Below are 23,831 nucleotides of genomic sequence, written 5' to 3' on the forward strand. Positions count from 1 at the left end.
AACAGTTTCATCTTTGTCGCGCCGCAGACCCCTTGCTAGTTAGGTGATCCTAACTAGTGCTCGGCCTTGTTCTCACAAGGATGGGTACTTAGGTGCAGGAGGTCAGCCGTGATTACGGAGCGCGACGTCGGACTACTCCGCCCATCCTAGTGGCCTCAGCCCCGGGGAGTCAGTAGCGCCACAGTCTCCATGTGATGAGTGTGCGGGTACAGGTCAAAGGCCCGCAGGCCCGCCAGTTCCCAGCCCGACTGCTGGAAGTAGCCCACATCGCGGGCAAACGACGCCGGATCGCAGGACACATAGGCAACCGCCCGGGGCCGGGCCCCGACCAGCTGGTTCACAACGGCCTTGCCGGCACCCGCCCGGGGCGGGTCCAGCAGGATGGCGTCAAAGCTGCGTGATTTCTCGCGCAGGACCCGTTCCACCCGGCCCTGGACGATCTCAACCTGGGATGCGCCATGGAGGTTCTTGCGGGCGTCACGGCTGGTGCCGGGTGATCCTTCCACGGACAGCACGGACCCGGTGGCTCCCACGGCGTCCGCGAGCGGCGCGGTGAACAGCCCCGCCCCGGCGTAGAGGTCCGCCACCACGGCGCCCGGTTCCAGGAAGCCGCCGTCGTGCAGGAAACCGGTCACGGCACCGACGAGGGTGTCCGGGGCGTCCCGGTGGATCTGCCAGAAACCGTCGCCGGTGACACGGTAGTCGTGGCCGGACGCGGTCTCCTGCACGTAGGTGCGTCCGCGCAGCCGCAGCACCTCACCCTTGACCGGATCAAAGCTGGCCACCGAGATATCCTCGGGCAGCTGGGCCAGGACCGCGCTGAGCCGCTTGGCCCGGGTCCCCGCGGCCGGGACGAGGAGCACCAGCGGGCGGGAGCCGTTCGCCGGGGCGGCGACCTCGACGCGTTCGATGCCCTGCAGGTCGATGTCCCAGAGCCGGAGGGCGTTGATGGCGTCCACGGCCAGGGGCATCTCCCGGACCGGGAGGATTATGTCGGAGCGGTGCGCGTGCATGCCGAGCTTTCCGGCCGGGGTCACGGCGAAACCTGCACGGGTGCGCCAGCCAAGGCCGGCCGCCGCCGGCGTTCCCGGCTCCCCCACGGCTTCCACCGTTACCGGGCCCTCGACGCCGGCCAGGCGGTGCAGCTGCTCGGCCAGCACCTCGGCCTTGAGGCGGCGCTGGCGTTTGAGGGAGATGTGGCCGAGTTCGGCGCCGCCCACGGGCGGGTGGCGGTGCGACCAGGACCGCGCGGAATCCGCCAGGTCCCAGAAATGCTCCACCCGGTCGGGGGATGCCGCCAGGACTTCGACAACGTCGCCGCGCCAGAACTTGGCGTCCGGGCCGGACTCGGTCAGGCGGACCCGGACCTTCTCGCCGGGGATGCCGTGGCGGACGAAGACCACGCGTCCCTCGTGCCGGGCCACGCAGTGCCCGCCGTGGGCGACCGGCCCGACGTCGACAATCAGTTCGGTGTGGGCTTGCGTCTGGGTATCGGAGCTCATTGGATGTCCTGCAGTCTCTTGGCTTCTTCGGAGGATTTCAGCTGCCACGGCACGCTGGCCACCATCACGCCCGGCTCGAAATGCAGCCGGGTCTTGATGCGCAGGGCGGTCTGGTTGTGGACCAGTTGCTCCCACCACTTACCCACGACGTACTCGGGGATGTAGACGACAATCAGGTCGCGGGGCGAATCGCGCCGCATGTTCTTGATGTACTCCATGATGGGGGTGACCGTTTCGCGGAACGGGCTGGCCAGCACCGTCAACGGTACCGGGATTTCCAGCTTCTCCCAGTCCGCGACCGTCTGTTCGGTCTCTTCGCTGCTGATGTCCACCGTGATGGCGTCCAGCCGGGACGGCCGTGACGCGCGGGCGTAGGCAAGCGCGCGCAGCACCGGCTTGCGGACGTGCGAGACGAGCAGCACGGCGTGCACGCGGGTGGGCAGGGCCCGCGGCGAGGAGTCCTCGTCCACGGCCAGTTCCTTGGCCACGTTGTCGTAGTGCGCCCGGATGCTCCACATGATCAGGAAGAGCGCGAACATGGCCAGCAGCGCAATCCAGGCGCCCTGCTCGAACTTGGTGATCAGCACAATCACCAGGACCAGCGCGGTCATCCCGAAGCCGATCGTGTTGATGGTGCGCGACTTGAGCATGCGCAGCTTGACGGCGGGGTCTTTCTCGAGCTTCAGTTCCCGGCCCCAGTGCCGGATCATGCCGAGCTGGCTCAGGGTGAACGAGATGAAGACGCCCACGATGTAGAGCTGGATGAGTTTGGTGACGTCGGCGTCGAACGCGATGATCAGCACGAGGGCGCCGGCGGCCAGCGCCAGGACGCCGTTGCTGAACGCGAGCCGGTCACCGCGGGTCCGCAGCTGGCGGGGCAGGTAGCCGTCCTGGGCCAGGATCGAGCCGAGGACCGGGAAACCGTTGAAGGCTGTGTTGGAGGCGAACACCAGGATCACGCCGGTGGCGGCGACCACAATGTAGAAGGGGATGGAGCCCGCGCCGAAGACGGTCTGGGCGATCTGGCTGATGGCCGGGTTCTGGATGTAGTCCTCGGGGAGCGGTTTGCCGTCCAGCAGGAATTCCTTGGCCGGGTCCAGCACGATGTGCACCTTGGTGGCATTGGCCAGGTAGATGATCCCGGCCAGCATGGAGGCCGCGATCACGCCCAGCAGCAGCAGCGTGGTGGCCGCGTTCTTGGACTTGGGCTTCTGGAAGTTCGGCACGCCGTTGCTGATGGCTTCGACGCCGGTCAGGGCGGCGGCGCCCGAGGAGAAGGCGCGCAGCAGCAGGAACGCGCCGGCGAGTCCGACCAGTCCCTCGTCGAAGCCCGCTGCGGGAACGATCGTGAAGGCTGCCGAGGGGGCCTCCCCCAGCTGGCCGGTGGCGGCCTGGAAGATGCCGATGGCGGTCATGCCGAGGATGGAGGCCATAAAGATGTAGGTGGGGACGGCGAAAACGCTGCCGGCTTCCTTGATCCCGCGCAGGTTCACGAGGGCCAGGATCACGACGCCGATCACCGCGATGGCCGCCTGCTGCCCGTGCAGCGAGGGAACGGCCGTCGTGAGGTAGGCGGCGGCCGAGGACATCGACACGGCAACAGTGAGCACGTAGTCGACCAGCAGCGCGGAGGCGACGGTGAGTCCGGCATATTTGCCCAGGTTCTCGTTCGCGATCTCGTAGTCGCCGCCGCCGGAGGGGTAGGCGTGGACGTTCTGCCGGTAGGAGGCGACAACGGTCAGCAGCACCACCATGACGGCCAGCCCGACCCAGGGCGAGAACGCCACGGCGCTGACGCCGGCCAGGGCCAGGGTCAGGAGGATTTCATCGGGGGCATAGGCCACGGAGGACAGGGCGTCGGAGGCGAAGATGGGAAGCGCGATCCGCTTCGGAAGCAGGGTGTGGGCCAGGCTGTCGTTCCGGAAGGGCTTGCCTACCATCACCCGCTTCACGGCATTGAATATTGTCGGCACTCCACAAAGCTAGTCGCATTCGGACGCGATGTCATGACGGCGGCCGGCCGCAGCCCCACGGCGGCTCCCGGGCGCCCCGCACCGGCCGCGGCGGGGCTGGCTCCGCGCGGCGCTGTGGCCGGTAGAGTTTTACGCAGCAGCAGACACAAAAGCTTGAGGAGGCACGGTTGGCGCACTTCGTGATTATGGGTTGTGGCCGCGTGGGGGCAACCCTCGCGCACACGCTCGAGGATGCGGGCCACTCCGTGGCCATCATCGACCAGGACGACCGCGCCTTCCGGCGGCTCCGCACGGGCTTCACCGGCCGCAAGGTCACCGGCGTCGGCTTTGACCGCGAGACCCTCAAGCAGGCCGGTGTCGCGGATGCCTATGCCTTTGCGGCCGTCTCCAGCGGCGACAACTCCAACATCCTGGCCACCCGCGTGGCCCGCGAGACCTTCCATGTCCCCCACGTTGTCGCCAGGATCTATGACCCGGGCCGCGCGGAGATCTACCAGCGCCTTGGCATCCCCACTGTCGCCGCCGTGCGCTGGAGCGCGGACCAGGTGCTTCGGAGGATCCTGCCCGAACAGCACCTGGCGGGCGACTACCGGGACCCCTCGGGCCGGCTCGTGCTCGCCGAGGTGGACCTGAACACGGAGTGGATCGGCCACCCGGTCACCTCGATAGAGAAGGCCGCCGGGATCCGCGTCGCCTACCTGACACGGTTCGGCGAGGGCATGCTGCCCGTCGCCGGCACGCTGTACCAGGACGGGGACACCGTGCACGCCATGCTCGGTGTGGACCGCAGCAGCGAAGTCGCCCATATTCTTGCCAAGTCCCCCGCCAAGGAGTCCTAAGTGAAAGTCGTTATTGTCGGGGCGGGAAGCGTCGGTTCCTCGATCGCGCGCGAACTGCTGGCCCACAAACACGAGATCCTGCTGATCGACCTCAAGCCTGAGGTGATCGGGCGCAGCGGCCTGCGCGGCGCGCACTGGCTGGTGGGCGATGCCTGCGAGCTGAGCACCCTCCAGGACGCGAAACTCGAGGACGCCGACGTCGTGGTTTCCGCTACGGGTGATGACAAGGTCAACCTGGTGGTCTCGCTGCTGGCGAAGACCGAATTCGGCGTCGGACGCACGGTGGGCCGGGTCAACAACCCCAAGAACGACTGGATGTTCGACGACTCCTGGGGCGTCGACGTCGCGGTTAACACCCCGCAGCTTATGACCGCCCTGGTCGAGGAGGCGGTGGAGATCGGCGACCTCGTCCGCCTGCTGACGCTGCAGACCGGCGTGTCATCGCTGGTCGAGTTTACGGTCCCGCACGATTCGCACGTGGTGGGCCTGACCGTGGGCGACATTGAGTGGCCCGAGGATTCGACCCTCGTGGCGATCCTGCGGGACCAGGCGCCGATCACGCCGAGCCGTGATGACGTCATCGACGGCGGGGACGAGCTGTTCTTCGTGACCACGATCGCGGCTGAGGACGAGCTGCGCGCCCTGCTCTCGCCGGAGTCGCAGGGCGAGGACGAGCACGCCGACGGGCAGCAGCCCGTCACCTCGGACGACGGTTTCGACGGCTAGCCAGGTTGAGCAGACAGCTTAGGCGGGCGTTTCGTCCGTTTCGGCGGGAGCTGGCCGGGTCAGCAGCCACGCGACCCAGATGCCCAGGATGTACAGCGGAGCACCCATCAGCAGCCGGGTCGTGGCGAGGGCAGCGAAGCCGGGCTCGCCCATGAAGTACAGCGGAACCTGGACCAGAAGCCGCAGCGCCAGCACTCCGATGATCACCCAGGTGCCGATCTGGTAGGCCTTGACCCGGGCCGGTTTCTTCCGCCAGTCCAGGCCTTCGTTCCGGACGAAGCCGAAGATCAGGCCGGCAAAGGGCCAGCGGACGGCAATCGAGACCGCCATCGCCACGATGTAGGCGGCGTTGGTGAAGAACCCCGGGACGTAGAAGTCCTCAGCTTTGCCTGTGGTGTTGGCCAGCCAGGCGGAAACCCCGACGCCGGCAATCCCCGCCAGTGCCTGGGTCAGCGGTTTGCGCTGGACCAGCCGGGCGACGGTGAACGCCGCGGCCACGGCCAGTGACGAGACCAGGGCCAGGGGCAGTTCGCGGGTGATCGTAAAAGCGACCAGGAAGACCAGGCCGGGGAGGATGCTCTCGGCAATGCCCTGGATCCCGCCGGCGCTCTTAAGCACGTCGATGTTGCCGTTGCCGGAACGGTGCAGTCCGGCCTTGGCCGCATAGCCTTCCGCCAGCTGCGCGACCGTTGGCTGGTCAGCTGCTGGCTGCACTGCCGTCGGATGGACTGCGGCGGGCTCGGGCTTCTCGGGCACGGTCATTGCTCCTCCTGGCGGGAGAGTATTTCGTAGCGGGGATTGAACATGGTGGGCAGGCCGTCGCGCACGGTGACCATGCCCTGCAGGCGGAGTTCCGTGCCGGCGTCGACCCCGGGAATGCGGCGGCGTCCGAGCCACACCACCCGGAGCCGGTCCTTCGGAACGGAGGGCCGCTGGCGCCGCGGGCCTGCCTCGGGCGTGGCGGCAGGCGTGTCGGATCCGGCTGGAAGTGCCGCAGCCACGCTCTTCCCGGCCGGCGGCGCATTATGGTCGACAACAATCGCGGTGAAGGCCGCGACGTGGCCTGCCGGAGCGTAGGTGACCGCCTCGATGTAGCCGTGGCACAACACGCGGCCACGGTCCGGCAACCCCCTCACGGAGACGGAGGAGGCCGGTTCCTGGCGGGGGGCATCAGCCAATCTGGGTAATCTCCGGTCCGCGTTCCGGCTGCTCCAGGTCCGGGGCGGACTGCGGTGCGGGCACGGCGTTGTCCTTGGGCAGGCGGAGCTGCAGCAGGTCGCGGGGCGGCATGGGGCTTTCGCCGCGCACCACCACGAGCTGCCGGAACAGCCCCTCAAGCCCGGCGGCCGCGTCGCGGTCAACAGCGGCCTCGCCGCCGAACACGCCGCGGAGGAACCAGCGCGGACCGTCGACGCCGATGAACCGGGCGACCCGGTAGCCGTGGCTTCCGTCGGCGCCGCTGGCCGGGAGCTTGGCGAGCAGTTCGGTGCCGAAACTGCCCTGGACCTCCTCGACCTGGCCGCCCTGGCTGCCAACGGATTGGCCGATCTGCTCACGGATTTCGTCCCACAGGCCTTCGGAGCGGGGCGCAGCGAAAGCCTGGAGCTGGAGGCTCGAGCCGTTCAGGTCCATGGTGACGGCGACGACGCGCTGGGTGGCTTCCTCGACCTCGAGCCGGAGCTGCAGGCCTTCGGCGGGAGCGATCAGGAGCGCGCCCAGGTCAACGTAGCCGTCCTGGTCCTCGATTTCCGAGACGTCGAAGGGACCCGTGGCACCGCGAACGGGGGCAGCCCCGGACGAGTCCTCGGCGGACGCGTCAGCAACTGCCTCCCGGGTTTCCCCGGGGTCTGTCAGCTGGTCCTGCTTGGCTTTCCTGCCACGCCCAAAAACCATGGGGTCGTCTCCTTAGTTGCGATCGTGTGCCGCAGTTGTGATCCTGTGCCGCTTGTCGTCCCGCGTCCGCGGGGCGCCTGCTGTCTCATGCTGCTTCATGCAGCCGGCTGATCCGTCCTGCAAACGGGTCCTGTTGATAAGCACCTGGTAAATACTGCTGGCAAATACTGCGGGTCCCGCAGGTTTCCGGTCAGACCGGCTCGCCGAAACCGCCAGTGGATCCGAAGCCTCCGCCGCCGCGAACGGAACCGCCGAGTTCCCGGACCGGCAGGAACCGGGCGTACTCCACACGCTGAATAACCATTTGTGCAATTCTATCGCCGCGTTTGAGTTCAATCGCCTGGTGGCGATCTGTATTCAACAGTGTCACCGCAATTTCTCCGCGGTAGCCGGCGTCGACGGTCCCGGGGGCATTCACCACGGTGAGTCCGTGCTTGGTCGCGAGCCCGGACCGCGGGTGGATCAGGGCCACAAAGCCGTCGGGGAGGGCAATGGAAACGCCAGTGGGGACCAGCCGGCGCTCCCCCGGTTCCAGCACAACATCCTCGCGGGCGCGCAGGTCCGCTCCGGCGTCGCCGGGGTGCGCATACGACGGCGGTTCCAGGCCGTCGTCGAGCATCTTCAGCTCAACCGTGAGGGTGGGGGTTCCGTACTCTGCCGCTGGAGGGGCTTCCGGCATGCCTTCCGGCGTTACGTCGGCGGCGTCCACTGCAGTCGTTTCTTCAGTCACAGTCCCTCACTCTAACGCCAGCGGGGAAGATCGGCCTAGCCGCGGCCGTCGGGCGGGGAAGCCCGCACCCGCTGCGGCCGCCAAGGTGAAATAGCCCGGGAAAAGTGGAAAGCTGGGCTTATGCCCGAATCCAGTGCAGCCGTGCCTGCCCCCCACAGCACCCCCAGCGACGCCACCGTTGTGTACAACGAGAAGCTCTGGCCGAACTTCTGGATCTGGCTGGTGTCGGCGGGTCTGTCGGGCGCCGGGATCCTCGTGTTCGCCCCCATCAGCATGACGGCCGGGCTCACCGCGGTCGTGGTCCTGTTTGCGATCATCACCGTGCTGCTGGTCCTCTCGACCCCCGCCATCACGGTCACCGGCTCCACCTTGCGCGTCGGCCGGGCCACCATCGAACGCCGTTTTGTGGGCGCCGTATCCGAGTTCCGCGGCAAGGAGGCGACGGCCGAACGCGGCACCCGCCTCAACGGCCTGGCCTTCCTGTGCATCCGCGGTTGGATCGATCCCGTGGTCCGCGTCGAGATCACCGATCCCTCCGACCGCACTCCGTACTGGCTCACCTCCACCCGCCACCCGGACGAGTTGCTGGCCGCCCTGAATTCCTAGCCCTCGCAGTCCTTGCAGTACTTGCGGCCATCCTTTTCGCGCGCAATCTGCGACCGGTGGCGGACCAGGAAACAGGAGGCGCAGGTGAATTCGTCGGCCTGGGCCGGCAGGACCCTGACCAGCAGTTCCTCCCCGGACAAGTCCGCGCCGGGGAGTTCGTAGCCTTCCGCGAGGTCGGTTTCGTCTTCGTCGACCACCGCGGAAGGCTTCTCCGTACGCCGCGCCTTCAGCGCCTCAAGGGAGTCCTCACTGAGGTCCTCCTCGGTCTTGCGCGGCGCATCGTAGTCTGTCGCCATTGGTTCTTGTTCACACTCCGCAGTTGTTCGGTGGGATTGCCCGGCCCGGGTAAACCCCAGCGGCGGTAGCCCTGGGCCCCGGGAGCGGTTCTCCGGTGTCAACGCCGGCCACGCGGTTTTTGTGCCCGATGTCGGGTCATTTTTGCTTAAGCCTCCGGTGAAAACCAGAGGCCTCTGGTCCGCAGCGCCGGGCTCCGGCCGCGGGCTCCCGGACCCGGCCGGCACCAATCCCTGAGACGGCCCGAAAAGTCGCGTAAATTCGCGGAAAGTGACGGCGCGCCCTCCGTCCTCACCCGATTTGGCCCGCATCGGTGGCAGAGTTTCGATTGATAGTAATGCCAGGGTGGAGGATTTGTATGCAGGATCTACGGCTTGTAGGCGTCCACGACGACGGGGAGCATCTCCTGTTGAGCGGCACCGGCGGCGAGATGTTCCAGCTGCCAATCGATGAAGCACTTCGGGTGGCAGCCAGCCGGACGTCGGCCAAGGCCGGCGCGGTCGCCGCGCCCATTGCCATGTCTCCGCGCGATATCCAGGCGCGGATCCGCAGCGGCTCGACGGCGGAAGAGGTGGCGGAGCTCTCCGGAATTCCGCTCGCGAAAGTCCAGCGCTACGAGGGTCCGGTGCTCGCCGAGCGCGAGCACGTCGCCCAGCAGGCCCGCAAGGTGGAGGTCGCCGCGCCCGCCCCCGGCCACGACGTTTACCGTTCCGTGTTCGGTGACCACCCGGCGTCACTCGGCGACATGGTGGCCCACCGGCTCAGCGCTCACGGCATTGAAGCCTCCACCGTGGAATGGGACTCGTGGCGGCGCCCGGACGGCAGCTGGAACGTGGTGGCGCGCTTCGAGGCGAAGCCCGGCGGCACGGTGGGCATCGGCGAGGAACCGCCGGCCATGTGGACGTTCAGCCCGGCCCGGAAATCCCTGCAGAATGCGAACCGCTGGGCGCAGCAGCTCAGCGAACTCGAGCCCCTCGACGGTCCCGTCCCGGCCCGCCGGCTCACCGCTGTCTCCGACCGGCCCTTTGATTTCGAAACCGACGCCGACGCAGCCGCGCGGACCGCAACCTCCCAGCTCCAGGTCGTCCAGCAGCTGAAGCTGCAGCAGGAACAGGAAGCCGACGGGTTGCTGGACATGCTGCGCTCCCGGCGCGGGCAGCGCCTCGGCGTGGACGAAGACGCCGACGACGCCCTCGCTCAGCTCCTGACCAACGGCGTCCCCGCGGCCCACCCGCGGCCCTCCGAAGTCCTTGCGGAGGTACCGGCCGATCCGGAACCGGCCGATTCCGGAGCCGGAACCCCGGAGCCTGAGGCAACCGAGGCCGCGGAGCCCGAACCCCGTCCTGCCGCCGATCCCTGGGAACGCCGCCGCGACGGCCGGCCCTCGATCATGTCCAGGCTCACGCTGGCTCCCCGTCATCAGGAGGAACCGGACGACGCCCTGAAACTGCATGACGGCGTCAGTACCGAAACCCGGGAAATCACCATCGTCGCGTCGCAGTTGCGGCCCGTCGCCAAGCCGGGACCGACGTCCAGCCCGGGCCTCGACGAGCTCCTCGGCGGCGCAACGTCACGGCGCCAGCACCGTGAACCACCTGCGGCGGCCCCGGATGACCGCGATGCGGAGCAGCCGGAGCGCCAGCCCGCGAAGCCAAAGCGCTCCAGCATTCCGAGCTGGGACGAAATCGTCTTCGGAGCCCGCGGGGACTAGCGCTTGACCGGGAGGCCAGGTTCTCCCGCGTTTCAGGGCCCTTCGCGCGCAGTCAGGCGCGGGGGGCTCTTTTTCCGTCGGCCTGGAAACACAGCAGCGGGACTTCGCGTTCGGCTTTTGTCAGCGAGCCGTGCTGGCCCACCACGTCAAGGGCCGTCGGCCGGACCCGCCTCGTGTCATAGAAGGCCAAGGCATCCCTGGCCGCGATCATCACGTCACCGATCCGCGGAGCGACCTCAGCCCGGACCTCGCCGAAGAGCCCCGCCGCGATGGCTTCCTCCCGGGTGAAGGCCCAAATCCGGTCGCCGAAGCGGGCCCGCCAGGCCTCCAGCAGCCGTACCCGCCCGGCGTCGCCTTCCGTCTCCTCCAGGTACAGGTGGAGCATTCGCGGCTCACCCGCGGTGTGACGGACCCCGGCCACGAGGGCCGGGTCCGCGGAATAGTCAATCCGCTGGGATGGCGGCACGTCAAGCATGCCGTGGTCCGCCGTAAGCAGGATGGTGGTGCCTGCCGGCAGGGTGGCGCTGAGCCGTTTGACGGTGGCGTCGAGTTCCTCGAGCTGGTGCTCCCACTGCGGTGACTGGCAGCCGTGGCGGTGCCCCGCCTTGTCCAGTTCGTTGACGTAGAAGTACATGAGCGACCCCCCGGCACCGGCCATCGCCTCCGCGGCGGCCGCGGTCCTGGCGTGCGAGGTGGTGGCCGTGACGTATTGGCCGCCCCTGAGCGCGGCCCGGGTCATGGCGGAGTCGCTGAACTGAGGAAGACTGACGGTTGTGACCTGAACATGCTCCGCGGCCCGCTGGAAGACGGTCGGGAAGGGCTGCCACCGTTCCGGATCGACGCCCGCGTCCCAGCCGCCCAGCATATTGACCACCCGGTCCTGGTCCGGGTCCAGCACGTCGTAGCCGACCATGCCGTGCTGCCCGGCCCCGAGGCCGGTGCCGAAGCTGGCCAGGGACGCTGCAGTGGTGGACGGGAATGCCGAGTCCAGGGAGACGGGCACCTGGCCCTGGCCGGACTGCATCACAGCGCGCAGGAACGGCGTGTGCGCCGACTTCTGTTTGAGCAGGTTACGGCCCAGCCCGTCGGCGAGGACGACGCAAATGCGCTTGGCCGCGGGGAGCTTGAGGCGGTTCTCGAAGCCCGGCACCCCCACGCTGGCAGCAGCGCTCGTGAGCACCTCGGCGATGGAGCGGTCACCGAAGGCCGGTGCTGCCGGCAGGTTCTGGGGAAGGGCCTGGGGGGAGGACAGGGCCTGGGGCACGCGGACCGGCGCCATCTCAGCGCTGGTGGCCGCGGCTGATGCGGCTTCCGAAGACACCCATCCGCGGGCGCGGCGGAAGTCCCGGGCCGGTGTGCGGCGCCGGGGCGGAGGAACCGGTGTTCACCGCGCGGAGGGCGCGGGCGAACAGCTTGGCGTCCTGGACGGCCTGCAGGCCGTCGGCCTCGGCGCTGATCCGGAGCACAATGTCCTCCTGGGCGATGGTGCCGCTGTAGCCATGGTCGGCGTCGCACTGCGGGTCGCCGCAGCTCGCCGGGCCCATGTCGAGGCGCTGGCCGCCGGACCAGGCGATGGACAGGGTCAGTTCGCGGACCGGATCCGACGGTTTGTAGTCCTGGGGCTGGGCGTACACGTAGCTGAGCACCACGGAGCGGATCTGCGTCACAGGCACGGATTCCGTGGAGACCTGCGCGACGATCTGCTCGCCTGCGTCGTCGAGCTGCTGGTCGTCCACGTGGGTGATGACCAGCATGTCCTCGGTCAGGACCAGCACGGTGATGTGGCGGCGGACCTCGGCGCGGTCGAAGTGCGTCTCAAGATGCACCAGGTGCGCCACGCAGTCGCGCCCGTCGAGGGCGTCGGCGACGACGTCGGCCACGAGCGGTGGATAGAAACCGGCCTGCTGGAGGGCCCCCTTCAGGCTTTGACCCTGCGCACTGTGGTCATGCAGGCCTTGGTGGTGCGCGCCCGGGCGCCCGGAGACGGCCGCCTGGTGCTTGGGTGTTGGAGACTGAAAGCTCATGGTCTCCATTTTCACAGATCGGCTGGGGACATGCTAACCGTTGCTGCCTGCGGGGTGCCCCCGCCGCTCCCCCGGCCCCTGCCGCTGTTCCGCCGCTGTCCCGCAGAGTCAGCTGCGCATGGCGCGGCGGGCGCTGTCGGTGCGCTGGGCGGCGTTGGCGATCCGGACGTCGGCCGCGAGGATGGCGGCCCCCTCCGGCCCGGCGAGGACGGGGTTGAAGTCGACGAGCGCGATTTCCGGGTGGTTGTCCTTGAGCCGGGCCAGCCGGGCAGCAAGGTCCTCGAGGGCGCGGGCGTCCACGGCCGGGAGCCCCTGGTAGCCGAAGAGCTTCCGTGAGGCACGGGGCGCCCGGATGAAGTCATGCAGGTCCGAGCCGGAGAGCGGCGGCACCCGGTGGGCCCAGTCGTCCAGCAGGTTCACGGCGTCGCCGGCCAGGCCGAAGGAGACTACCGGGCCCAGCAGCGGATCCTCGATGGCGCGGAACGTGCAGGCCTGCCCCACCGGGGCCATGGTCTGCACCTCGAGGGACGGCGAGCCGTAGCGCTCCAGCGACTTGCGCATTTCCAGGACGTTCCGGCGCAGCGAGTCCGCGTCCTGGATGTCCAGGCGCACCCCGCCGAGGTCCAGTCGGTGCCGCAGCGCGGGGTCGGTGGTCTTCAAGGCCACCGGCCAGCCGAGCCTGTCCGCGGCCGCGACGGCCTGGTCGGCCGTTTCGAAGCCGACGGACGGGACCACCCGGATGCCGTAACGGGCCAGCAGGCTCGCGGCCGTGTCCGGGTCCAGCCGGACCAGATGCTCGCCGCCGACCTTGTCCAGCAGGCGTTCCAGCTCGTCGTGGGTGCCGTCGGGGTCGCAGCCCTCGGGTTCCACGAAGAGTCCCTGGTCCCGGTCCAGCCACTGGGCGTAGCGGACCACGGCAGCCAACGCCGCGACTGCCGCGCCGGGGTTGGAGTAGCAGGGAACCACAGTGGCGCCCGCTTCGTCGCCGACCATCCCCTCCACGTAGATGGACGGGTCCAGGAGCCCGCTGAATGCCGCGACCACGGGCTTGCCCGCCGCCACCGAACATTCGGCCAGCACCCCGGCGATCTTCTCCACGGTGAGGCCGTGGGCCGGCAGCAGCGCGACCACCACGGCGTGGACGGTGTCCGCCGTGAGGACTTCCTGCAGGCTGTGCCGCAGCGCGGGAAGTGCAACCGACATTCCGGCGTCGAGGTCGACGTCGGTAACGATGCGATCCACACCCAGTCCCTGCGCCGCCGCGCTGTCCGCGACGACCTTCCCAAGCGCCCGGGAGTTGCTGAAGACGGCGATTCCCGGCCCCTTCGGCAGGGGCTGGCTTGAGACGATCTGGGCGACGTCCATAAGCTGTTCGATGGTTTCGACCCGGATCACGCCGGCCTGGCGCATCATCGCGTCGACGGCCTCCGGCGGGGCCTGGGTGGTGCGGACGGCGTGGCCGGGAGGCAGCCCCAGGCCCATCGCGTCGGACTTCGCCACGATGACGGGTTTGGTCCGGGCCAGTCGCCGGGCCAGCCGGGAAAACTTGCGCGGGTTGCCGATCGATTCAAGATAGAGCCCGACGGCGGTCGTGTCGGCGTCGTCCTCCCAGAACTGCATCATGTCGTTGCCGGAGACGTCGGCGCGGTTGCCGGCCGAGAGGAACGTGGAGATCCCGACGCGGCGCCGGCTGGAGGCGGCGTAGAGGGAGACACCGATCGCTGCCGACTGGCTGAACAGGCCCAGGCCGCCGCGGCGGGCCAGCGCGGGCGCCATTGAGGCGTTCAGCGACACGGCGGGGTTGGTGTTCATGATGCCCAGCGAGGCGGGGCCGATCACGCGCATGCCGTTGGCGCGGGCCTGCCGGACGAGTTCGCGCTGCCGGGCGAGGCCGCGTTCGCCGTCGTCCGCGTACCCGGCGGTGGCCACCACGATCCCCTTGACCCCGGCGGCGCCGCATTCCTGAACGACCTTGGGCACCTCGGCGTACGGGACGGCGATGATGGCGAGCTTGACGGGGCCGGGCACCTCGGAGAGCCGGGCGAAGGAGAGCATGCCGGCAAGCTCGAAGGCTTCCGGGTTGATCGCGTAGACCGGGCCGGTGAAGCCGCCTTCGATGATGTGCTCCAGCAGCTGGTAGCCCACGGTGCCCCATTTGCGGCTGGCGCCGATCACCGCGACGGAGGACGGGGCGAGGAGTTCCTGGATGCTGCGGGCCTCGGCCCGGTGTTCGCGGGATTCCATCACGGCGCGTGACTTGTCCGTGGGGTCGATATTGAATTCGAGGCTGACCACACCGTCGTCGAAGTGGCGTTTGACGTCGTAGCCGGCGTCGGAGAAGACCATGAGCATCTTGCGGTTTTCCGGGAGCACCTCGGCGCTGAATTTCCGGATCCCGTTCTCCCGGGCGGCGGCGGCGAGGTGTTCGAGCAGGATGGACCCGATCCCGCGGCCCTGGTGCGCGTCGGAGATGTTGAACGCGACTTCCGCTTCCTCGGGATCATCGAGCCGGTCGTAGCGGCCGATGCCCATGATCTCCCCGCCGATGGTGATCACGAGGGCCACCCGGTCCTTGTAGTCCACCTCGGTGAACCGTTTGAGTTCCTTGGCGGAGAGTTTGGACTTGAACGCGAAGAAGCGCATGTAGATGGACTTCTGCGACTGTCCCACGTGGAAAGCCTGGACGGCGTCCGCGTCGGAGGGGTGGATCGGGCGCAGATGGGCCGTCCCGCCGTCGCGCAGGACAACATCAGCTTCCCAATATTCCGGATATACGCCGTCCGCGGGCTGATCCACCATAGGCTTAGCCTAGTCATAAACTTACGCAGCTTTCGTTCTGCACCGCTCAGAAGGACCCACCAGCCTCATGGCACGCCGCCAAAGCCCGCCCCCGGCAGGGGAAGCAAGCCAGGATTTCGTAGAGAACATCGTCGACATCGACGTCACGTCGGAGATGGAAGGATCCTTCCTCGAGTACGCCTATTCGGTGATCTACTCGCGGGCCCTTCCGGACGCCCGCGACGGCCTCAAACCTGTGCAGCGGCGCATCCTGTACATGATGAGCGAGATGGGCCTCCGGCCGGACCGCGGCCACGTCAAGAGCGCCCGCGTGGTGGGCGAGGTCATGGGCAAGCTGCACCCGCACGGCGACACCGCGATCTACGACGCGATGGTGCGGATGGCGCAGGACTTCTCGCTGCGGCTGCCCCTGATCGACGGCCATGGCAACTTCGGTTCGCTTGACGACGGCCCGGCGGCTCCCCGGTACACCGAGGCCCGCCTGGCAGCGGCGGCCCTGACGCTGACGGACCACCTCGATGAGGACGTCGTCGACTTCGTCCCCAACTATGACAACCAGCTGACCCAGCCGGATGTGCTGCCTGCGGCGTTCCCGAACCTGCTGGTCAACGGCGCCACTGGCATCGCCGTCGGCATGGCCACGAACATGGCCCCGCACAACCTGGTGGAAGTGATCGCCGCTGCCCGGCACCTGATCGAGCACCCGGACGCCACCCTCGAGGACATCATGAAGTTCGTCCCCGGCCCGGACCTGCCCACCGGCGGCCGGATCGTGGGCCTGGACGGCATCCGCGACGCGTACGCGACCGGCCGCGGCTCGTTCAAGACCCGCGCCAAGGTGGAGATCGAGCAGCTCTCGGCCCGCCGCACCGGGCTGGTGGTCACGGAACTGCCGTACATGGTGGGGCCGGAAAAGGTGATCGAGAAGATCAAGGACGCCGTCAACGGCAAGAAGCTCACCGGCATCAGCGACATCGTGGACCTCACGGACCGCAAACACGGCCTGCGCCTCGTGATCGAGCTGAAGAACGGCTTCAACCCGAACGCCGTGCTCCAGCAGCTGTACCGCTACTCGCCGATGGAGGATTCCTTCGGCATCAACAACGTCACGCTCGTGGACGGCCAGCCGCAGACCCTCGGGCTGCTCCAGCTGCTCTCCGTGTACGTGGAGCACCGCATCAACGTAGTGCGCCGCCGCACCGCCTTCCGCCTCGGCAAGAAGAAGGACCGCCTGCACCTGGTCGAGGGGCTCCTGGTCGCGATCGTGGACATCGACGAGGTCATCCAGATCATCCGCTCCTCGGATGAGGCGGCCGCGGCCAGGACCCGGCTGATGTCCATCTACGACCTCTCGGAGATCCAGGCCAACTACATCCTGGAGCTCCGGCTCCGGCAGCTGACCAAGTACTCGCGGATCGAGCTCGAGAAGGAGCAGGAGGAGCTGCGCCGCGAGATTGCCGAGCTCGAAGCCATCCTCGGCTCGAGCGAACGGCTCCGCGCCCTCGTGTCCTCCGAGCTGGCCGAAATCGCCGAGAAATACGGCACGCCGCGCCGGACCGTGCTGCTCGAATCCGAGGCCGTCTCCCCCACCGTCGCCGCCCTGGCCGCCGCGACGGGCGCCAAAGGCAAGGCCACGCCCCTGGCCCTCGAGATCGCGGACGATCCCTGCTGGGCGATCCTGACCGCTTCGGGCCAGATCGCGCGCACCGCCAACCAGGACAGCCTCGCCGAGTCGGGCCCGCGGACGCGGCACGATGTGTTCACCTCGGTGCTGAAGACGTCTGCGCGCGGAGAGATTGCCGCCATCACATCTCAGGGCCGCATGCTCCGGCTCCTGGTGATGGACATGCCCGTGCTGCCGCCGACCTCGGGAACCCCGAACATGGCGGGTGGAGTCCCGGCCAAGGACTTCATTACGTTGCTCAAGGGCGAGTCGCTGGTGGCGTTCGCGCCGCTGGATGAGGTGCTGGCGATCGGTACGGCCCAAGGCGTGGTCAAGCGCGTCCAGCCCGATTACCCGCTGAACCGCGAGGACTGGGAGGTCATCGCGCTCAAGGACAAGGACACCGTGGTGGGTGTGGCCCCCGCCGGCTCCGACGACGTCGACCTCGTCTTTGTGACCCGGCAGTCCCAGCTGCTGCGCTTTGCCGCCTCCGCCGTCCGTCCGCAGGGCCGGACGGCCGGCGGCATGGCCGGGATCAAGCTGGCCGCCGGGGACCGGGTCATGTTCTTCGGCGCCGCGGGCCCGGACGACACCGCCGCCGTCGTCGTGACTATCGCGGGCACGGAGGGGGCGCTCCCGGGCACCGCTCCGGGGGCCGCCAAAGTCACCGCCCTCTCCGAATACCCCGCCAAGGGCCGCGCCACCGCCGGGGTCCGGGCGCACCGTTTCCTCAAGGGTGAAGACACCCTGTTGCTCGCATGGGCAGGCCACGGCCCGGCAAAGGCTTCCTCGCTGGCCGGGGTGGCCCGTTCCCTTCCCGGGGAACACGGCCGCCGCGACGGCTCCGGCATTCCGCTCTCCCAGGCCATCGACGCGATTGGTCCGAGCATGTCCTGGGAGCCGGCACCCGGGGCGGACGCCTAGACTCCCGGGTCTGTGGGGGCGGGCGCCGGCGTCCGGCGGCGCCGGCGTCCGGCGGCGCCGGGTCCCGCGTCTCCGGCAATTCACGCCGGCAGGGCGCGTTGGGGTGCCGAGTTCACTTGTCTCGGGGAACGGCGCCTGGGCCCGGGGCACCCACTCGCCACAAATGGCCGCTAAGGGGCTCGGCGGTTTCCAGTGGTCGTTGCAACAAATGGCCCCTAAATGGCCCTCATGGCGACCATTTGTGGCGAATGGCCGACCCTGGACCGACGACTGCAGGTGCGGGTGCAGACCTAGAGCCGGACAACGACGTGGGGACCAGGGGGAACGTGGCCAGCAAGATCGCCTTCACGGCTTGGGTGCACCGGGGTGAGATAAGTCGGTAAGCCGACCAGTTTTCAAAACACCGCCAGATGCATGGAGTCTCGCGACGTCGCAACGTAAGGGACGACGCTACAGAAGGGATACCAGCCATGGCGGACCAGACACGCGAGCTCCCGAACAGGTGTCGAATGCACTACGACCCAACGGTCAAAGGGGTCTGGATTGGATTCGGCGTCGACCTGAACCCCCTGTGCGGCCAAAGCGAGTACATCGGGGTCACTAGCGTCACTGAAGCGGTGGACTGCCAGAAGTGTGCTCGCATGATGGATCAGTCGTCGGATCAGTCGTCTACCTGACTGAGGATTCCGCTGAACAGATGTGCCAAGAGCGCTGGTCTGGACACGGATTCGCAAGCCATCGATCTGCGCGCACTCGACGTCGCTCACGGTTTTCAGCGGTCCCTTCACGAACGGGCCCGGACGGATGCACTCGGTTTTGTGCAGGCCGATGATCGACTCCATGAGGCAGTTGTCGTAGGCGTCCGCGACCGAGCGGATCGAGGAGGGCATGCCTCCAGTGCCAGGTGTTTGGCGAAGGCGATGTTGCTGTGTCCTCATCGGCTGCTCGGGCAAAGTAGATGTTGGCGCGCCGGCGCAGGCCGGCGGCCGACCGCGTCCGGCCCTCGACTGCTGCCGGGAGAAATGCGCTTAGACTGCTCGCATGCCTATCATCCCGGATATCAAGGACTGGACCTGGGTCCTGCAGCGGCCCTGCCCCGAGTGCGGGTTCGATGCGTCGGCCGCGACGCCCGCCACGGCGCCGAGGATCGTGGAAAGTATGCTCCCCCGCTGGCGTGCGGCGCTGCGGCGTCCAGACGTGGCGGAACGCCCGGACGGAAACACGTGGTCGCTGCTGGAGTACGCCTGCCATGTCCGGGACGTCTTCAGCGTCTTTGACTACCGGCTGGACCTCATGCTGCGCGAGGAGGACGCCCGGTTCCCGGACTGGGACCAGGACCTCACCGCGGTCGAGAAGGACTATGCCAACGCGGACCCGGCCAAGGTCAGCGCGGAGCTCACCACGGAGGGTGAGCAGATCGCGGCTTCCTTTAGCCGGGTCCCGGAGGACCAGTGGGGCTGCAAGGGAACCCGCAGCAACGGCTCGGAGTTCACCGTCCTGACGTTCTCGCAGTACTTCCTGCACGACGTCGTCCATCACCTCCACGATGTGGACGGATAGCGCGGGGACGGCTGGCGTGTGGACGGCCAGCCCGGGGACGGCTGGCTACAGTTCCTTGTCCCAGGCCATGCTGCTGTTGACGGCGGCGTAGCCCATCTTGGCGTAGAGGGCCAGGGCGCCGGTGGGGTTCTCCGAGTCGACGTCGAGGGATGCCGTGTCCATCCCGGCCGCGGCGAATCGGCGCATCGCGTCAGCCAGGAGGGCCTGTGCCACTCCGCGGCCGCGGAACTCCCGCCGCACGCCCAGCAGGTCCGTGTAGCCCTCTTTGTAGCCCCGCACCTCCGCGCTGACCGTGTCATGGCTGGCAAGCTGGTATCCGGCAACCCTGCCGGTGGACTGTTCCACAATCACGGCGCTCAGGTCAGGCCGGGCCAACGGATCGCTGACGACGAAGCCCCAGGCTTCCTCGTCGCGGGGCTCGCTGCCCCAGTGGTCCCGGAAGGCGTCGTTGTGGGCCAGCCGCACGGGCTCGTGCAACTCGGGACCGAATCCCACGAGGTCCAGGCCCTCGTCCAGCACCACTGCGGGGAGGCCGTCCTGGAGCGGCCGGTGCATCTCGTTGTAGTAGCGGACTATCCGGTAGCCGGCGTCCGCGAACAGCGCCGCCTGGTGCGTATGCTGCTGTTCCATATGGAGCCGCAACCTGGGGGTGGCCCCCGGCACGGCGTCCTCGGCAAAGCGTTGCCGGGTCCTCGCCTCCATCCAGCCCAGCAACCCGGTGCCGATCCCGTTTCCCTGCCATCCGGGATCGACGCCGCCGTACCCGATCGCCTTATCCCCCTCCGGGTTCTTGGTGATGCGGCCATAAGCCCTGGCCACGCCCTGCGCGTCGAAGCCGAGGATGGTGTCCGCGGCGGCCGGGTTCTTCTTCGATTCGAGGACCTGTTCCAGGTCGGCGCGGCGCTCGTACCAGACTGGCCGTTCGACGGCGGCCGTCCGTGCGATCAGCGCCGCCCAGCCGTCCATGTCCGCGGTCCCGGCGGCCCGCCACTGCAGGCGGGGGTCCAGGCTGGCGTGGGGCTCGGCGCGTCCGTTCATGGCAACAGGCTAACGTCCGGCCTACCCCCGCGCCAGCAACGGCGTTGACTCCCGGGAAAGTGCTGCGTGGCGGGCCGCCGCGCGGTCCAGGTCCAGGCGGGTGTCGTCCGCGGCGATGTCCTCCGGATTGTGCGTCACGAGGACCACCGTGCGCTCACGCAGGCCAAGCCGGAGCTCGGCCAGCATCGCCCGGCCGGACTCAGCATCCAGGTGCGCGGTGGGTTCGTCCAGCAGGATCACGTCGGCTCCGGTCAGGAGGGTGCGGGCCACGGCGAGGCGCTGCCGTTCGCCTCCGCTGAGGAAGGCCCCGCCGGGTCCGATCCGGGTATCCAGGCCGTGTTCCAGCCGCCCGATCAGCGGCCCGAGGCCCACGGCGGCCAGGGCGTCCTGCAGCCGCGGCTCCGGCGCATCCGCGCGCTGGCCCTCCGGAACTCCCAGCAGCAGGTTGCCGCGGATCGTGGAGTCGAAGAGGTGTGCCTCCTGCGGGCACCAGGCCGCGCGCCCGCCCAGCAGGATGTGCCCCCCTGCGGCAGGGAGGAAGCCGAGGACGACGGCGAGCAGGGTGGACTTCCCGGAGCCTGAGGCCCCGGTGACGGCGAGCCAGCGCCCGGGTTCGGCGGTGGCGGTGAGTCCGGTGAAGACCGGGGGCCCGCCGGGCCAGGCGGCGGCGAGGTTCCGCAGTTCGATCCCGGGCCTGCCTCCGGTCCTGCCGGCCACGGGGACAAGCCCGCCGGAGGCCTCGGCGGTGTCGTCGTCCAGGACGCCCGCTTCGCCGATGCGTTCAAGGACGGCCCGCAGCGCAGGGTACTGGCGGACCGCCGTCGTGATGGCGGCGTAGGGCTCCACAAGCGCGAGCTGGAGCAGCACCACGACGGCGACCGTCGAGGCTTCGACCGCTCCGCTGAGGGCCAGTGGAGCGGCCAGCACGGCGCTGGCGAGGGCGGCGGTCCCGCAGCCCAGCACCGTCAGCCCCTGGCCGAGTCCTTCGGCCCAGGCCGAGCGCTGTGAGGCGGCCGTGGCGGAGCGGTCGGCGCTGGTGATGGCGGCGAGCACCGGCGCGGAGACGCTGTTGGCGTGGAGTTCGGCGCGGGCATCGAGGGCTGCCGCCACCTGGCGGAGGACGCCGGAGCGCAGCCGTTGCTCGGTGCCGGCGGACATCCGGTCGGCTGCGAGGGCCAGGGCCGGGGCGGCCACGAGGCTCAGCAGGGCCGCGGCAATCACGGCAGGGAGCGCCGCCGGCAGGAGAAGGGCGATGCCGGTGACGGCGGCGGCCGCAACGGCCACGGCGGTCAGCGGCGGCAGGACCACCCGGGGCAGCAGCTCCCGGACCGTGTCGACGTCGTCCACCACGGTGCCCAGGACGTTGCCGCCCTGCAGCAGCCGGCGCAGCGAGAGGGCCCGCCGGCTCAGCGACTCCCAGAGCCGGCCGCGGAGCCGGGTCAGGGCGGCAAAGACGGCGTCGTGCAGCAGGAGGCGTTCAAGGTAGCGCAACGCGGCCCGGCCGATGCCGAAGAAGCGCACGCCCACGATCGCGGTGAGCAGGTAGAGGATGGGCGGCTGCTCGCTGGCGCGGATGATCAGCCAGCCCGACAGTCCCGAGAGGGCGACGGCGAACAGGGCCGCCAGCGTACCGACGGCGCCCGCTGCGGCGAACTTGACCCGGACCGGTGCGAGCAGCCGGCGGAGCCGGGCTGCCGTCGCACCGCGGGCGGCAGGTGCGGCGGCACCGGCCTGCGGCGTACGGGGTTCACTGTCATCGACCAGCGGGCGTTCAGCAGGCAGTCGCCCGGCTGCCAGGAAATCGGAAGCCTGGGTTTCGTCAGGCCGGGACTCCGTATACCCGGTTTCCGGCGCCCCGGCGGCGGACGGTTCGACACCCGGCGCCGTCGCTGCGCCGGGAGCCACGGCCACCAGCTCATCGGCAAGTTCCCGGGTCTGCCGGTCGTGGGCCACCAGCAGGACGGTGACCCTGCCACGCAGCCCGACGATGGCGCCGCTGACGGCGGTGGCGGATTCCCGGTCCAGGTGGGCGGTGGGTTCATCGAGGAGCAGCACCGTGGCGCCGGCCTCGATCCGGGCCAGGCCGCGGGCCAGTGCGACACGGCGCAGCTCCCCCGGGCTGAGTTCGGCGGGGTGCTTCGCGGCGAGGTGCTCCGCGGCGCAGGCGGCCAGGCAGCGCAGGGCCGCGGCCCCGCCAGCGTCGGACCCAGCGCCGACCGAGTCACCGCCCGCTGCGGCTCCCAGATAGAGCAAGACCTCCTCCAGCACGGTCGGGGCGACCATCACGGGATGCTGCGGCACCCAGGCGAGGTCCGCCGTCGTGAACCCCTCGAGCCGGCCGGTGACTGTTGTTTGCCGGTCAGGCCGGTCAGCGCCGCCGCCGGTCCCGATGGTGCCGGCCAGCACCCCGAGGACGGTGCTCTTCCCGGCGCCGCTGGGGCCGTCGAGGGCGGTGATCCGGCCCGGGGCGGCGGTGAAACTGAGCGGCCCGACGGCGGCGTCCGTCCGGCCGCCGTAGCGGACAGTCAGCCCGGCCACGCGCAGCGCGGGCGGATGCGCGGCTACGCCCGCCCCGGCAGCGACCAGGCCATCGGGTCGTAGCGGCGTGGGCTCGGGGGCTTCGAGGACGGCGGTGGTTTCGGCAAGAGCGGCGCGGCCGTCGTCGCTGGCATGGTGGGCGGTACCGAGTTCCCGGAGCGGGAGGTAGCAGTCGGGGGCGAGGATCAGGGCCAGCAGACCCGCTTCCAGTGCCATGTCGCCGTGGACCAGGCGGACGCCGATGAAGACGGCGACGACGGCCACGGAGATGGTGGCGATGAGTTCCAGCGCGAGGGCGGAGAGGAAGGCGGTCCGCAGGGTCCCCATCGTCCGGTGGCGGTACTCCTCGGAGAGGTCCTCGAGGGCCTTGCGCTGGGCGGTGGCACGGCCCAGCCCCACAAGGACGGGCAATCCTTTGGCGAGCTCCAGCATGTGGCCCGACAGCCGGGACAGGGTTGATTGGGCTTCCCGGACGCGGTCATCGGTGTAGCGTCCGATCAGGATCATGAAGAGCGGCACCAGCGGCACCGTCAGCACAATGACGACGGCGCTGATCCAGTCGGCGGAGAGGATGCGCGCGCCCAGCAGCAGCGGGATCGCCGCGCAGTTCACCAGGGCCGGCAGGAACTGCGTGTAGTAGTTGTCCAGGGCGTCCAGTCCGCGGGTCGCGAGAATGGCGAGGCCGCCGTCGGAGGGCCCGGCGGACCGGGTGCCGTTGCGCAGCGCGCGCTCGAGCAGCTGCGCGCGCAGTTCCTCCTTCACACCCAGCGCCGCCCGGCGCGAGGCGACAGCCTGTGCCCAGACGGTCAGGGACCGCAGCACGACGCCGGCAGCTCCCCAGTACAGCTGCCCGCCCCAGGCTGGATCTCCGGCCATCAGCCCCGCCAGCATGGACGCGACCGCCTGCCCGATCAGCACGAGGGACAGGGCCTTCAGGGCCGCGAGCAGGCCGAGCAGGTAGAGGGCGGCGCGGTTGGCGGGGCCTGTGGGGAACTGCGGTCTCATCAGGTG

General features: G+C 69.2%; 19 protein-coding genes. 6 read left to right on the forward strand and 13 right to left on the reverse strand.

Annotated features, from left to right (window positions below):
• Nucleotides 1-155: 155 nt before the first annotated feature.
• Nucleotides 156-1,502 carry a class I SAM-dependent RNA methyltransferase gene (locus GXK59_RS09850; protein ID WP_160666371.1) on the reverse strand — a complete coding sequence of 449 codons (1,347 nt, stop codon included), beginning with the start codon at nucleotides 1,500-1,502 and terminating at the stop codon, nucleotides 156-158.
• Entirely contained in the window at nucleotides 1,499-3,442 is a 1,944-nt protein-coding gene (locus GXK59_RS09855; RefSeq protein ID WP_160669085.1) for an APC family permease, read from the reverse strand. Before GXK59_RS09855 ends, GXK59_RS09850 begins: the two co-directional genes overlap by 4 nt.
• Before the next feature lie 200 nt (nucleotides 3,443-3,642).
• Here GXK59_RS09855 and GXK59_RS09860 point away from each other — a divergent pair, with 200 nt between their 5' ends.
• Entirely contained in the window at nucleotides 3,643-4,314 is a 672-nt protein-coding gene (locus GXK59_RS09860) for a potassium channel family protein (RefSeq protein WP_160666373.1), read from the forward strand.
• A complete protein-coding gene (locus GXK59_RS09865) occupies nucleotides 4,315-5,040 on the forward strand; it encodes a potassium channel family protein (RefSeq protein WP_160666375.1) in 726 nt (241 codons plus the stop codon).
• An 18-nt stretch (nucleotides 5,041-5,058) separates the two neighbouring features.
• Here the strand turns inward: GXK59_RS09865 and GXK59_RS09870 are convergent, their stop codons facing one another.
• From GXK59_RS09870 to dut, 4 genes are all read right to left on the reverse strand, one after another.
• On the reverse strand, nucleotides 5,059-5,802 hold the full coding sequence (locus GXK59_RS09870) for a DUF3159 domain-containing protein (RefSeq protein WP_160666377.1): 744 nt from the start codon (nucleotides 5,800-5,802) through the stop codon (nucleotides 5,059-5,061).
• The gene (locus GXK59_RS09875; RefSeq protein ID WP_160666379.1) at nucleotides 5,799-6,218 is read right to left on the reverse strand and encodes a hypothetical protein; all 420 of its coding nucleotides are present in this window, start codon (nucleotides 6,216-6,218) and stop codon (nucleotides 5,799-5,801) included. The genes GXK59_RS09870 and GXK59_RS09875 overlap by 4 nt, the downstream gene beginning before the upstream one ends.
• Complete coding sequence (locus GXK59_RS09880) at nucleotides 6,211-6,933, reverse strand: DUF3710 domain-containing protein (RefSeq protein ID WP_160666381.1); 723 nt, start codon at nucleotides 6,931-6,933, stop codon at nucleotides 6,211-6,213. Before GXK59_RS09880 ends, GXK59_RS09875 begins: the two co-directional genes overlap by 8 nt.
• 190 nt (nucleotides 6,934-7,123) lie before the next feature.
• Entirely contained in the window at nucleotides 7,124-7,663 is a 540-nt protein-coding gene (dut, locus tag GXK59_RS09885) for a dUTP diphosphatase (RefSeq protein WP_443094277.1), read from the reverse strand.
• A gap of 120 nt (nucleotides 7,664-7,783) precedes the next feature.
• Between dut and GXK59_RS09890 the strand changes: the two genes are divergently transcribed.
• The gene (locus GXK59_RS09890; protein ID WP_160666382.1) at nucleotides 7,784-8,269 is read left to right on the forward strand and encodes a DUF3093 domain-containing protein; all 486 of its coding nucleotides are present in this window, start codon (nucleotides 7,784-7,786) and stop codon (nucleotides 8,267-8,269) included.
• Here GXK59_RS09890 and GXK59_RS09895 read toward each other — a convergent pair.
• Nucleotides 8,266-8,565, reverse strand: coding sequence for a DUF4193 domain-containing protein (locus GXK59_RS09895; protein ID WP_160666384.1), 300 nt, complete (start codon nucleotides 8,563-8,565; stop codon nucleotides 8,266-8,268). The genes GXK59_RS09890 and GXK59_RS09895 overlap by 4 nt on opposite strands.
• A gap of 356 nt (nucleotides 8,566-8,921) precedes the next feature.
• On the opposite strand from GXK59_RS09895, the gene sepH reads away from it, so the two are divergent.
• The gene (gene sepH, locus GXK59_RS09900; protein WP_160666385.1) at nucleotides 8,922-10,274 is read left to right on the forward strand and encodes a septation protein SepH; all 1,353 of its coding nucleotides are present in this window, start codon (nucleotides 8,922-8,924) and stop codon (nucleotides 10,272-10,274) included.
• A 52-nt stretch (nucleotides 10,275-10,326) separates the two neighbouring features.
• On the opposite strand, the gene GXK59_RS09905 is transcribed toward sepH, so the two are convergent.
• From GXK59_RS09905 to GXK59_RS09915, 3 genes are all read right to left on the reverse strand, one after another.
• The gene (locus GXK59_RS09905; protein WP_160669087.1) at nucleotides 10,327-11,553 is read right to left on the reverse strand and encodes an alkaline phosphatase family protein; all 1,227 of its coding nucleotides are present in this window, start codon (nucleotides 11,551-11,553) and stop codon (nucleotides 10,327-10,329) included.
• A gap of 1 nt (nucleotide 11,554) precedes the next feature.
• The gene (locus GXK59_RS09910; RefSeq protein ID WP_160666387.1) at nucleotides 11,555-12,298 is read right to left on the reverse strand and encodes a DUF5998 family protein; all 744 of its coding nucleotides are present in this window, start codon (nucleotides 12,296-12,298) and stop codon (nucleotides 11,555-11,557) included.
• 108 nt (nucleotides 12,299-12,406) lie between these two features.
• On the reverse strand, nucleotides 12,407-15,097 hold the full coding sequence (locus GXK59_RS09915; RefSeq protein WP_160666389.1) for a bifunctional acetate--CoA ligase family protein/GNAT family N-acetyltransferase: 2,691 nt from the start codon (nucleotides 15,095-15,097) through the stop codon (nucleotides 12,407-12,409).
• Nucleotides 15,098-15,164: 67 nt separating this feature from the next.
• Here GXK59_RS09915 and GXK59_RS09920 point away from each other — a divergent pair, with 67 nt between their 5' ends.
• The gene (locus tag GXK59_RS09920; protein ID WP_160666391.1) at nucleotides 15,165-17,684 is read left to right on the forward strand and encodes a DNA gyrase/topoisomerase IV subunit A; all 2,520 of its coding nucleotides are present in this window, start codon (nucleotides 15,165-15,167) and stop codon (nucleotides 17,682-17,684) included.
• A gap of 395 nt (nucleotides 17,685-18,079) precedes the next feature.
• On the opposite strand, the gene GXK59_RS09925 is transcribed toward GXK59_RS09920, so the two are convergent.
• Nucleotides 18,080-18,574: a hypothetical protein gene (locus tag GXK59_RS09925; RefSeq protein WP_160666393.1), complete on the reverse strand. Its 495-nt coding sequence runs from the start codon at nucleotides 18,572-18,574 to the stop codon at nucleotides 18,080-18,082.
• A gap of 151 nt (nucleotides 18,575-18,725) precedes the next feature.
• Between GXK59_RS09925 and GXK59_RS09930 the strand changes: the two genes are divergently transcribed.
• The gene (locus GXK59_RS09930; protein WP_160666395.1) at nucleotides 18,726-19,244 is read left to right on the forward strand and encodes a DinB family protein; all 519 of its coding nucleotides are present in this window, start codon (nucleotides 18,726-18,728) and stop codon (nucleotides 19,242-19,244) included.
• A 45-nt stretch (nucleotides 19,245-19,289) separates the two neighbouring features.
• Here GXK59_RS09930 and GXK59_RS09935 read toward each other — a convergent pair whose 3' ends face one another.
• Together GXK59_RS09935 and cydD are read right to left on the reverse strand one after the other, a co-directional pair.
• Nucleotides 19,290-20,282, reverse strand: a complete 993-nt coding sequence (locus tag GXK59_RS09935; protein WP_160666397.1) for a GNAT family N-acetyltransferase — start codon at nucleotides 20,280-20,282, stop codon at nucleotides 19,290-19,292.
• 21 nt (nucleotides 20,283-20,303) lie between these two features.
• The gene (cydD, locus tag GXK59_RS09940; protein WP_160666399.1) at nucleotides 20,304-23,825 is read right to left on the reverse strand and encodes a thiol reductant ABC exporter subunit CydD; all 3,522 of its coding nucleotides are present in this window, start codon (nucleotides 23,823-23,825) and stop codon (nucleotides 20,304-20,306) included.
• Nucleotides 23,826-23,831 lie beyond the last annotated feature (6 nt).

It is taken from the genome of Pseudarthrobacter sp. ATCC 49987, from assembly GCF_009928425.1.
GTDB lineage: Bacteria > Actinomycetota > Actinomycetes > Actinomycetales > Micrococcaceae > Arthrobacter.

Excerpts from the sequence above, each read along its gene's own strand:
- GXK59_RS09935 (WP_160666397.1), bottom strand. The coding sequence starts at position 20,282 with ATGAACGGACGCGCCGAGCCCCACGCCAGCCTGGACCCCCGCCTGCAG.
- sepH (WP_160666385.1), top strand. The coding sequence starts at position 8,922 with ATGCAGGATCTACGGCTTGTAGGCGTCCACGACGACGGGGAGCATCTC.
- GXK59_RS09850 (WP_160666371.1), bottom strand. The coding sequence starts at position 1,502 with ATGAGCTCCGATACCCAGACGCAAGCCCACACCGAACTGATTGTCGAC.
- GXK59_RS09895 (WP_160666384.1), bottom strand. The coding sequence starts at position 8,565 with ATGGCGACAGACTACGATGCGCCGCGCAAGACCGAGGAGGACCTCAGT.
- GXK59_RS09925 (WP_160666393.1), bottom strand. The coding sequence starts at position 18,574 with ATGCCCTCCTCGATCCGCTCGGTCGCGGACGCCTACGACAACTGCCTC.
- GXK59_RS09890 (WP_160666382.1), top strand. The coding sequence starts at position 7,784 with ATGCCCGAATCCAGTGCAGCCGTGCCTGCCCCCCACAGCACCCCCAGC.
- GXK59_RS09910 (WP_160666387.1), bottom strand. The coding sequence starts at position 12,298 with ATGAGCTTTCAGTCTCCAACACCCAAGCACCAGGCGGCCGTCTCCGGG.
- GXK59_RS09920 (WP_160666391.1), top strand. The coding sequence starts at position 15,165 with ATGGCACGCCGCCAAAGCCCGCCCCCGGCAGGGGAAGCAAGCCAGGAT.
- GXK59_RS09880 (WP_160666381.1), bottom strand. The coding sequence starts at position 6,933 with ATGGTTTTTGGGCGTGGCAGGAAAGCCAAGCAGGACCAGCTGACAGAC.
- GXK59_RS09930 (WP_160666395.1), top strand. The coding sequence starts at position 18,726 with ATGCCTATCATCCCGGATATCAAGGACTGGACCTGGGTCCTGCAGCGG.
- GXK59_RS09855 (WP_160669085.1), bottom strand. The coding sequence starts at position 3,442 with ATGGTAGGCAAGCCCTTCCGGAACGACAGCCTGGCCCACACCCTGCTT.
- cydD (WP_160666399.1), bottom strand. The coding sequence starts at position 23,825 with ATGAGACCGCAGTTCCCCACAGGCCCCGCCAACCGCGCCGCCCTCTAC.
- GXK59_RS09870 (WP_160666377.1), bottom strand. The coding sequence starts at position 5,802 with ATGACCGTGCCCGAGAAGCCCGAGCCCGCCGCAGTCCATCCGACGGCA.
- GXK59_RS09915 (WP_160666389.1), bottom strand. The coding sequence starts at position 15,097 with ATGGTGGATCAGCCCGCGGACGGCGTATATCCGGAATATTGGGAAGCT.
- GXK59_RS09905 (WP_160669087.1), bottom strand. The coding sequence starts at position 11,553 with ATGGCGCCGGTCCGCGTGCCCCAGGCCCTGTCCTCCCCCCAGGCCCTT.